Genomic DNA, 11,084 nt, shown 5'->3' with positions numbered 1-11,084 from the left:
CATCCTGCCTGCCGGGCCCACCCCACAAGCAGTTTGTTCCTAGTTTTGTGGGGTGGGCATCCTGCCTGCCGGGCCCACCCCACAAGCAGTTTGTTCCTAGTTTTGTGGGGTGGGCATCCTGCCTGCCCCAGGTATTTCCAGAGGTGTAAAATCCTCAAAAAAATAGGCCAGCTTTCGCCAGCCTATTTTTAACTAACGCAAGTTGCTAGTTATAAACTTCGCCGTTGCAAGCTGGCTAATTGCTAATTGCTAATATAGGATTTTTACTGACATTAGCCATTAGCCATTAGCCATTAGCCGCTCCCAGAGAGATAACTAGCAACTTGAGTTAACTAACTCCCCCTGAAACCTTTAACCAAACAGATCAAAACCTGCCACAGCGATTGCTCCAGCTAACGCAGATATTGCAACTGAAGTAATCGCCGTACCAAACAACCACCAAGCAGCAGTTGCAGCGGCTTTGCGCGCTTCTTCTCCTTGCTCTTTAGCTTTTCGCTTCAAATCTTTGATGCGTTTCTTAGCTTCTTCTTGCAGGCGTTCGGCGCGCGTTACAACGCTATCCCGTGCGGCTTCAATTTGGTCGATAATGCGGTTCGCATCTGCTTCGGAAATATCCTGGCGCGAACTCAGAACCGCAACTAAAGTATCGCGGTCAAATTGACTCAAACGTTCCTTCAATGCGTCAACTCCAGCTTGCGGATCTTCAAATAATTTGCGGAAGTCGCGTTTGATGCCTTCGTAATTGAGTTCGGGACGTTCTAAGGAGTTGAGATAATCCCGAATTCGGGCAAAAATCGAGTCTATTGCCGATTGCAGTTTCGTTTGGACAAGCTGAATTTGTTGGACAAATTGCTCGCGCACCGAGATGATTTGATCCGCAATGCGATTTGCTTCTTCTTCGGAAATATCTTCCCGTTGGGAGAGGAGAGCAACTAAGGTAGAACGATCGAAATGTTTGATGCGATCGCCTAAACTTTCCACCCCCGCTTTCGGATCGCTAAACAACAATTGCAAGTCGCGTTTAATCGCATCGGGATTGAGTTCTTCTTTGTTGGTATTCCGCAGGTAAGTTTCCAAACTTGCTTGGAAATCTTGTACCCTTTCTTTGGCGCGAGATGCTAAGCGACGGGGTGTTTTAATAATGCTGCGAATTTGCTCTTGCACTTGGTCGATGATGCGATTAACTTGCTCTTCGGTCAAGTCTCCCCGCTGACTCAGCAATTTAACCAATGTTTCCCGATCGACTTGAGAAAGTCTTTCGCGCAATGCTAAAGCACCTTCTTTGGGATTTTCAAACAGTGTAGCAAAATCGTGCTTGATCCCTTCTGGATTGAGTTCTTCCAGGTTAGTATTTCGCAGGTAATCTGCAATTCTGGCGCTAACTTCGTCGTACTGTTCTTTGATTTGTTGGGGTGCGTTTAAAATGCTATCCCTGAGCGACAATATCTGGTCGATAGTTTGATTGATTTGTTCTTCGCTGAGATCTCCCCTGGCGGTGAGCAATTGCACGAGGGTATCGCGATCGAATTGGGAGAGGCGCATCCTTAAAGCTGTAATTCCTGCTTGGGGATCTTCTAGAAGCGTTTGGAAATCGCGCTTAATTGCTTCGGGATTTAATTCTTCCTTGTGGGTATCGCGCAGGTAAGCTTCTACTCGTTGGCGAAGTTCGTCAGCTTGGGATTTGAGTTGTGCTTGGATTTCTTGCGCTTGGGCGATGACGCGATCGCGCGTACTTTCCAATTGACCGATCAATCGATCTGCTTCTTCGGGACTAAAATCTTCCCGCTGTCCGAGTAATTGGACTAGGGTATCGCGGTCGAATTGGGATAAGCGATCTCGCAGTTGTTCAAATCCCACATTCGGATCTTCCAACAGTGCTTTGAAATCCCGTTCAATTCCTTCTGGATTTAATTCCTCTTTCCCCGTTGAACGCAGATAATTTTCAATCCGACTGCGTAAATCTTGCGCTTGTTCTTCAGCTTCCCCAGTTTGGACGGTATGCAAAACTTCCATCCGAATTTCTTCCAACTGGTCGGCAATTTCTGCAACTTTAGCCTCATCGAGATCGCCGCGCTGATTCAACAATTGTACCACGAAATCCCGATTCAGTTGCTCTAATTGACGTCGAATTGCTCCCGGCGCTGCTTCTGGATCGTAGATAACTTGTTGAAACTCCTGCTTAATCGTTTCCCGATTGAGATGCCAAGGTTTGGAATTAAGAATGTAGTTTTCTACATCGGCGCGAATCGGATTAAATTGTAACTTTGGCAGATTTTCCGAAACTTTACTGCCAACTTTTTTGGCTTTTTCCGTTGTTTCGCCCGCCAGTTTTTGCAACTGATTGGAAATTCTTTCGACATCTAAATCCGAGAGGTCTACTCGTTCCAATACTGCACCCATCACCGCATTCACGCCCATTTGCAACAGGCTATTTTTCTGCCCGTTGCTATACTGTTTCTGTTCGCTGCCGCCCCCATTTACTTGAGCCAGCTTAGTCGCGATGTCGGTAGATTTCAAATCTTCTGGACTGGCAGATTTGAGGAATTTTACTAATTCCTCTTGCGGATTTTTTTGCTCGCGCCCCAATACTTGTCGCCAAACCTCTTGCAACTGGTCGGCAATTCCCTCTACATCTTTTTTAGATAAATCGGTGCGATTGCTAACCAAGTCTATAAAAGTCTGGCGATTAATGTTTTTCAAAACATCCCTATCTGCCAGAGATTTTATGTCCGAGTCGTTGAGCAACTTTTCAAAGTTACTGCGAATGTCTTTTAGGTCAAATTTGGGCAGTTTCAAATCGCCCAAATATTCTTCTAATGTTTCCCGGACGCTGCGGGGATCTACCGCCGAAGCTAATTCCTTACGAACCGCAGCAACTGATGCCTCTACCGTATTAACAATTTGTGAGTTTACGGCATTTGCACCCAGTGCAGCGGCGGCTGTTCCCATCACGCCTTGCATTGAAGAAGTGGCGGTTTTTACTGCCGAACCGATTAAGGAACCAATCGCATTAGAACCTAGCCAAGCTAGCAATAAAAAGTAAGCCGACCAAATGACAACGCCAATAATTGCCCCTAAAATTACGCTGTTGGTTAAGCTGAGTTTTACCGCCAGAAAACAAGCGATAAACAAGGCAATATTGACCGTTACTAAACTCCAGACGCCTATTTTTGATTCAATGCTGCGGACTTGCTTTCCCCAGCTTTCGTCATCATCGGCATCGAGTTCTATAACATCGGCGCTGTCTGAAATTTTAGCGGCTACGGACAAGTTAGTTAATACTAATTGAAAAGCGAAGGCCATTAACACGCCCGCAATTAATGCCACGAAAAACTGAGGACTTGAAAAGATTAGTGCTAATTCTCCTGGGTTGTCTGTTACTCCATAACCTGGGAACTGAGAAATCCAAAATTTCCCGCTGGACAAGTCCAGGGGAATGCTTATAGCTTGAAACATGATATTTTCCTCAGCTAAACTCAGAACGACGCAAAACTTTTGCGTTGGAAAACTATGTATGGGTTCCAGATTTAATTTTGTAAAATTATCAATTGCTCAGCTTCCATCTGAGGTAAGATATCGCCTTGCTCCTTTAGTAGGAGGTGGTTATCAGTTGCAGGACTTACGCAGCGATACATCTAGTAGAAATGGTGCGTTACTGGGTTAACGCACCCTACATACTTAGAGGTACACCAACAGCTGTGTGCAGGGTGCACAAATACCCGCTACACAAACTTGCGCCATAAGGCTTTCCCTCACAAAGAGTGGAATCCGCTGTAGTTAGTTGTGAGCGATGTTCAAAAAAAAGACTGCCCCCAGGGTAGGGGGCAGTTGGGGTGATGGCTACAAAGTGCCTAAATTAGGCTTGCTTGTTCAAGAAAGCTTGAGCTTGCGCGATCGCTATCTTGCCGATGTTGTAGAAAGCCCAACCACCAGCAGCGATCAATGGCAGCAACACGACTAACAAACGCCAATCCATATTAGTGACCTCTCTTAAAGATTTATGAATGGATTCTCATCTTGCTTATATTTTGCAAGTGAACTACTACACACTGACCTACGGTACAGTGTAAGCTTCCCAATTCATCGGGAATTGCCAAGAGAACGACCTGGTTCCTTTGGTCTGACATTCCCTCCAAGGGCAGAAGTCCTGGTTCCCAAGACCCATTACTTGCTCTTGCAACCTGTGCCTATTAGCTTGGTTCTCGCTTGCGGCAGTGAGCGTCAAGATGGTTCAAGTTTACCACAGGAGGTTGCGAGTTTCGTCGCTGTTCCCCTCCCGAGTGCTGAGTCCTGCGGACACGCTGCGCGAACGCACATTGGTCAGGGAACGCTCCACGGGATCGCGAGCATTCATCTGTTGAAGCTCCGCTCACCCGCTCACCCGCTCCTTATGCCCCAGTAAATCCTAGATCCGTTCCCTTCCCCGCGTGAACCAGTGCCAATTTCTCATACTTCTGGGCATGTTCGATCAACTCTGCCGCTTCTTCCTCAGATAAATTGCGTAACCGTTTGGCAGGAACTCCGACAACTAATGATAAAGGCGGTACATCTTTCGTTACAATCGCCCCCGCGCCGATGATACTCCCAGCACCGACGCGCACGCCGTCTAGTATCACCGCACCAATGCCGATCAAACAGCCGCGTTCGATATGCGCCGAATGAATCACCGCGCGATGTCCCACTGTAACGTGGTCTTCCAGAATTGTCGGCTTACCGGGATCGCCGTGTAAAACAGCACCATCTTGAATATTGGTGTATTCGCCAATTTCAATGCGCTCCACATCTCCGCGCAGGACAGCACCGTACCAAATGCTGACACCTGTCGCCACTTTTACCCAACCCATCACCGTAGCGGTGGGGGCAATAAAAGCAGCAGCAGAAAGATCGGGGGTAGGCCAATAGAATGGATGGTTGAGATCGCTCACGGTGAATGTGGAATCGGTAACACAATCCTTCCTAGAATATAGGCAAGCGCAGGGGAATGGGGTACTCAATTGTATGGGAATCGCAAAGAAAACCCATGACTGGGGTAGAATATCAATATCAGCTCAACACTGATAATTTCTGTGTAGTAGTCTAAGAATCTCACCCTTTTAAGTGTAGGAATGTCAAAATAAAGGCATTGAGATCGGCACAGAGAGGACATGCGGTGACACAATACATGACCAATCCAGGCTTTCAATACCCAATTTTTGGTCCGGAAATACAGTGTCCCCACTGTCGGCAAACGATTCCGGCTTTGACGCTGACAGATACCTATCTGTGTCCGCGCCACGGTGCATTTGAGGCGAACCCGAAATCGGGCGAACTCGTCCATCTGCAATCCGGTCGTCAGTGGCGCAGGTGGAACAATGAGTGGTATCGCCAGCATACCCATCCGGATGGAATTCGGTTTGAAATCCACGAAGCGCTGGATCGTCTTTATACCCAAGGATACCGGGCAACTCGCGTTATTATCGCCAAACGCTATCAGGAGTTAATCAGCGGCTACCTGGAACGCAGTACGCCGTGGCGGGGACAACCAGATGCAAATAAACCCAGGCTTTATGGGTTACCAGTAGAATTTAGCCCCGATCCGTCGGAAGCACCTTGCTGGGAAGTAATTAATTTTGAATTGGAAAAAGAGCCGGGAGTACCCGTAAGATATCCTTATTTCAGGTTGTTTGAATAATAGGTAATTGGTAATGGGTAATTGTACCCGTGACCTATAACCAAATTTATGCACCACGCTTCGATCCGCACGGCAAATATTCATCGGGCGATCGCATTCTACGAGCAGCTGGGTTTTACAGTATGCGATCGCTTCACCACTGGCTATACCCTCGCCTGTTGGATGGAAGGGTTAAACGGACGCATCGAACTGATCCAAATTCCCGAACCCCACCCCGCCCCCGACGCCTTCGGGGACGAACACTACGTCGGATATTATCATTTATCGTTTGACCTGACACAAGCAACCACCGATCTGCCCTCCTGGTTATCCTATTTAAAAGAAAAATTCGAGGAAAGGGCGCGCGAACAACCAGATCAATTTCAAGCGCTGAAAGTATTATTAGAACCGACGCAACAAATGATAGGTTCGCGGGTTTACGAAGTCGCCTTTATCGCCGACGCCGACGGACTCCCCCTGGAATTTATTCGGGTTTTGAGCGGGTGAGCGGGTGAGCAGAGGAGATGGGGTGCTCCAGGAGAATGTACATTCAAATTCCCCTTCTGCCCCTTCTGCCCCTTCTGCCCACCTGCACACCTGCTCACCCGCACTTGTTTTGCCCTATTAAAACATACTGAAGATTTGTATTGATCGAGGGTCATTCCCACAGTAGCGATGCATACTGGGAGTAGATTTTTGGATTCATAACTCAAGTCGGCTAAAGTGAAGGAGAGCAAACGACATGGTTAAGTATAAATTCCACGATGAATACACCCTTTCCGAAACAGCCGAAGCACTGGGAAAACAAGCAATGAAATTAGGGCTGATTCCTAGTTTGGTTGTGCGGGTATTTCCTGACAGCAGGCAATTCTTGGTTCCGGGGGAAAACGAATCCGAACCCCTCACACCAGAACAAGCTTATTTGCGGTTCAGGAAATTAGTCGAAGAATATGGTCAAAACAATTAATTGACCAGTTCGCCATATTTATGACTCCTGGTTCAACGCAGCGGTAGGGTCAAAGCTGCCAAACCTGCGCTTGAGGCTGAGGAGTTTTTCTGCGTCAAATATGGGTCAGGACTTAGGCAAGGGCGTTGCCAGAAACTGGGTTTCGACCTATATTTCTAGTTGGTAAATCGACGATTTTTCAGAGAAACCCGGTTTCTTGGCCATCGCTATATAACTCAAGTTGCTAGTTATCTCTCAAACAGCGGCTAATGGCTCATGGAAGAAAAATGCTATATTAAGTAGCTATCCCAATTAGCAATTAGCAATTAGCAATTAGCAACTAGGCTGAGATATAATTCTTCTCCCTGTCTCTAAAAGTTATGTCTTTGTTAGCTTTCTGGCGTCGATACCGTTTTGCCGCATTGTTGTTTAGCCTGTGTTTGCTCGCCGTGCTGCTATTCGCAGGGGAGGCGAATTCGACCCAACCAGATCGGGTTAATTCTGCCGTAGTGGCGGCTGAAAATTCTGCTCTTAACGAAAAGCAATCCGCGATCCCAGCAGGTGGAATGACGGAAAACGTCCGTAAAATTGTCTTGGATAATGGGTTAACCGTTCTCACCAAAGAAGTGCATACTGCGCCTGTAGTCAGCGTGCAAGTGTGGTACAAAATAGGGTCGCGCAATGAAGAACCGGGAGTCAATGGTATCGCCCACCAACTCGAACATATGCTGTTTAAGGGTACAAGCGATCGCCCGCTCCAATTCGGTCGCTTGTTCAGCGCCTTGGGAAGCGAGTCCAACGCTTTCACCAGCTATGACCAAACAGCTTATTATGGCACCGTTGAACGAAACAAACTACGCGCCTTACTAACTTTAGAAGCCGACCGGATGCACAATTCTCTCATCGATCCGGCGCAACTGGAAAGCGAAAAGCGCGTGGTTATTTCCGAGTTACAAGGTTACGAAAATGACCCCGGTTACCGACTTAGCCGCAGGGTGATGCAAGCTGCATTTCCCAACAGTCCTTATGGTTTGCCAGTCGGTGGAACAAAAGCGGATGTACAAAAGTTTACGGTTGACCAGGTGCGGCAATATTACCGCAAGTATTATAGCCCCGACAATGCTACTTTAATCGTTGTGGGTGATTTCCAAACCGCAGCGACGCTGCAAGCAGTTAAAGAAATTTTTGGTAATATTCCCAAGGTAAGCAGGGGAGCAGGGGAGCAGGTGAGCAGGGGAGCAGAGGCTGGTTCTACTGATGTTAACCTTAGAACTAAAGCAGAGAATTTAACTCAACTCGCCCTGGTTAGTTCAACAAACCAAAATCCTATTGTATTGCGGGAAGAAGGCAGCGCTCCCCTATTAAATGTAGTGTATCCATTGCCACCCGTAAATCATCCCGATATCCCGGCATTGCAAGTAATGGATTACGTTTTGACGGCGGGTCGCAATTCGCGTTTGTACCAAGCTTTGGTAGAGTCGGGTTTAACTAGCGACGCCGGAGGCTATACCTCTAACTTAATTGGCGCGGGTTGGTATGAATTGTACGCTACGGCAGTCCGGGGTGAGAAACTGACGAAAATAGACCAAACCCTGCAACAAGCGATCGCCGACCTGCAAACCAAAGGCGTCACCCCAGAAGAACTCAACCGCGCCAAAGCACAGTTTGTAGCTGATATAACCTTGGGTAACCGCAATATTACTAATCAAGCAACGCAGTTAGGCGATAATGAAACTACTGCGGGTGACTATCGATACATAGATAAATTGCTGGCAGGGGTAGGCGAGGTCAGCAGCGCCGACGTGCAGCGAGTCGCGCAAGAATACCTCAAACCAGAGAAGCGCACAGTAGGATATTTTGAACCAACTCAGATAACCCAAGGGGATACGGGAACGCGGAACGCCAGTCAAACGAGTGAAAAATTTAACCTCGGACCACCTGTAGACCCCGCCGCGGTGGCTAAGTATCTGCCAGAGATAGAGGTAGCGAATAAAACAAGCGAACGCGGGTTGCCAGAGTCGTTTAAGCTGGGAAATGGGATGCAGGTGTTGTTGGTGAGCGATCGCAGCACCCCCACAGTAACTTTAAGCGGCAATATTCCCGCTGGCAGGCAATTTGACCCCGCAGCAAAAGCAGGCGTCGCCGAACTAACCGCAGATAATTTGATCAATGGGACTAAAACCAAAGATGCCCTCACCTTGGCTAAAGTATTAGAAAGTCGAGGTGCGAGTCTGGGATTTTCTGCCGGTCGGGAAGGTGTTAGTGTGGGTGGTTATAGCCTCAAGACAGACTTACCCGTTTTAGTAGAAACCCTGGCTGATGTTGTGCAAAACGCTACATTCCCCACAGAGCAGCTAGAACTGAGTCGCCAGCGTGGGATAACTGACCTGAAAGCACAGTTAGATAACCCCAACTACTTGGGTTTCCGGACGCTGCAACAACAGATTTTCCCCCAAAACCATCCCTTCCATAGCTATCCTACGTTGGAAAGTCTCAAAGCGATTACCCGCGCCGATGTGGTGGAATTTTACCAAACCTATTATCGACCGGATAATACCGTACTGGCTTTGGTGGGAGACTTTGATCCGCAAGAGGTGCGAAGTCTTCTAGAAAAACATTTCGCCAACTGGACAGCAAGCGGAAAACCTCCACAGATCGACTTTCCACCCGTCGATTTACCGGAAAAAATAGTGCGGTTAAACCCGGTTTTACCGGGTAAAACCCAAGCCATCACCGTGATGGGATATCGCGGCATTAACCGACAAGATTCGCGTTACTATGCTGCTTTGGTATTAAATCAAATTTTGGGTGGGGATACCTTGTCGAGTCGCTTGGGGACGGAAATACGCGATCGCCTTGGTTTAACATACAGTATCTACAGCTACTTTCAAGCAGGCAAACAACCGGGATTATTTATTATTGACATGCAAACTGCACCAGAGGATGCGAATAAAGCAATTTCCAGTACCATCGCCTTGCTAAAACAAATTTGCACATCAGGATTCACCGCCGCCGAAGTCGAAACTGCCAAGGGTTCATTGACTAGCAGTTATAGCGTTTCTTTGGCAGATCCCGACTCGCTAACTGCTCAAATTTTGATGAACGAAGTTTATGGATTAAGTCGAGAAGAAATTCGCAACTTCCCCCAAAAAATTCAAGCGGTTACTTTAGAACAAGTGAACCAAGTTGCGAAAGAATTGCTGCATCCCGATAACTTAGTAGTCGTCACAGCAGGGCCTAATGTTACTTAACCCAATTTGCTAATTGCTAAGTGCTAATTGCTAATTGCTAATTGCTAATATAGTATTCTTCTTGATTGAGCAATTAGTCATTAGCCGTTAAGCATGAGATAACTAGGAAATTGAGTACTGAGATGGTGGAAAAATCAAGATAAATTTTTGCTCGTTTTCCCCATCTGCGTTAATTGTGAGGAGGAAAAAAATGCTCAGTTTGTACGTATTTTTAGTGTTGGGTTTTATTGGCAGCGGACATTGTATTGGTATGTGTGGTCCGTTTGTTATGGGGTATTCTTCATCTCAGAATAATAGTTGGCATTCCCACGTACTATATGGTTTAGGTCGTTCTACGACTTACGCATTTTTGGGATTAATAGCGAGTAGCTTCGGTCAAATTTTACAGGGTTTATTAGGACTGCGCGCCACGCTATTACTGTTGGCGGGTGGGATAATGATTTACCTGGCATTAGGTCAACTGAAAATATTACCTAGAAAACTTCCTTCTATTGGACAGTATCGCTGGTATCAAAACAGCGTCGGGCGGCTGTATGCTAGCAATAGTTGGTATCGCACCTATCCGCTAGGCGTCATGCTGGGGTTTATTCCTTGTGGGTTAACTGCAATGGCGCTATCGTTGGCGATTACCCAATCGCAAGCGATCGCAACTTTAGGCATGTTTGTTTTTGGGTTGGGTACAATGCCTGCAATGGTAGGGTTTGGCATGTTAATTCAACGGCTAAAAGTTCCCAAATTAGAACGCTACGCCGCAATGATAATGGTCGTTTTGGGCTGTTTGACCTTCTGGTTGGGGGCGTATAATTTAGGCTGGTTACCTCCACCGCCGCAAAGGACGCTGTTAGCGCGACTCCATCCCTCTAGCTTGCCTGGAAATGCCGATACGCCGCAAAATATGCATCACCATCACCATCACCATCATTAGAATTGTGCCAAAAGCTGTGGGGACACGGCATGAGATCATCTTCTGGTTGAGAGCAAAATTTATTCGGCGCCTTGTCCCTACCAATGTCCACCAATAGTAGGGACACGGCATGAGATCATCTTCTGATATAAACCAAAATTTATTCGGCGCCTTGTCCCTACCAATGCCCACCAATAGATTTCTGGCTGTAGGGACACGGCATGGGATCATCTTCTGATATAAACCAAAATTTATTGGGTGCCGTCTCCCTACCAATGCCCACCAATAGTAGGGACACGGCATGGGATCATCTTCTGATATAAACCAAAATTT

General features: G+C 47.1%; 8 protein-coding genes. 5 read left to right on the top strand and 3 right to left on the bottom strand.

The genetic code is table 11. The annotated features are described in order from the left end of the window. Positions 1 to 351 precede the first annotated feature (351 nt). The 3 genes from MiSe_RS43910 to MiSe_RS43900 all read right to left on the bottom strand — a co-directional run bounded on the left by MiSe_RS43910 (position 352) and on the right by MiSe_RS43900 (position 4,925). Entirely contained in the window at positions 352 to 3,456 is a 3,105-nt protein-coding gene (locus MiSe_RS43910) for a coiled-coil domain-containing protein (protein ID WP_226592773.1), read from the bottom strand. Positions 3,457 to 3,856: 400 nt separating this feature from the next. Continuing rightward, positions 3,857 to 3,976 carry a photosystem II protein Y gene (locus MiSe_RS43905; protein ID WP_226592770.1) on the bottom strand — a complete coding sequence of 40 codons (120 nt, stop codon included), beginning with the start codon at positions 3,974 to 3,976 and terminating at the stop codon, positions 3,857 to 3,859. Positions 3,977 to 4,388: 412 nt separating this feature from the next. After that, on the bottom strand, positions 4,389 to 4,925 hold the full coding sequence (locus MiSe_RS43900; RefSeq protein WP_226592768.1) for a gamma carbonic anhydrase family protein: 537 nt from the start codon (positions 4,923 to 4,925) through the stop codon (positions 4,389 to 4,391). A 236-nt stretch (positions 4,926 to 5,161) separates the two neighbouring features. Between MiSe_RS43900 and MiSe_RS43895 the strand changes: the two genes are divergently transcribed. From MiSe_RS43895 to MiSe_RS43875, 5 genes are all read left to right on the top strand, one after another. Next, positions 5,162 to 5,671 (top strand): TIGR02652 family protein, encoded by a 510-nt coding sequence (locus MiSe_RS43895; protein WP_226592775.1) that lies wholly within the window; start codon positions 5,162 to 5,164, stop codon positions 5,669 to 5,671. 48 nt (positions 5,672 to 5,719) lie between these two features. Next, positions 5,720 to 6,157 (top strand): VOC family protein, encoded by a 438-nt coding sequence (locus tag MiSe_RS43890; RefSeq protein ID WP_226592765.1) that lies wholly within the window; start codon positions 5,720 to 5,722, stop codon positions 6,155 to 6,157. 235 nt (positions 6,158 to 6,392) lie between these two features. Further along, positions 6,393 to 6,617 carry a hypothetical protein gene (locus tag MiSe_RS43885; protein ID WP_226592764.1) on the top strand — a complete coding sequence of 75 codons (225 nt, stop codon included), beginning with the start codon at positions 6,393 to 6,395 and terminating at the stop codon, positions 6,615 to 6,617. A gap of 359 nt (positions 6,618 to 6,976) precedes the next feature. After that, the gene (locus MiSe_RS43880) at positions 6,977 to 9,847 is read left to right on the top strand and encodes a M16 family metallopeptidase (RefSeq protein ID WP_226592762.1); all 2,871 of its coding nucleotides are present in this window, start codon (positions 6,977 to 6,979) and stop codon (positions 9,845 to 9,847) included. Positions 9,848 to 10,037: 190 nt separating this feature from the next. Continuing rightward, entirely contained in the window at positions 10,038 to 10,772 is a 735-nt protein-coding gene (locus MiSe_RS43875; protein WP_226592759.1) for a sulfite exporter TauE/SafE family protein, read from the top strand. The last annotated feature ends 312 nt before the right edge of the window (positions 10,773 to 11,084 follow it).

This window comes from Microseira wollei NIES-4236 (assembly GCF_020521235.1).
Lineage (GTDB): Bacteria > Cyanobacteriota > Cyanobacteriia > Cyanobacteriales > Aerosakkonemataceae > Microseira > Microseira wollei.
The sequence above is the reverse complement of the archived record's forward strand: the minus strand, read 5'-3'. Positions and strand labels throughout refer to the sequence as shown.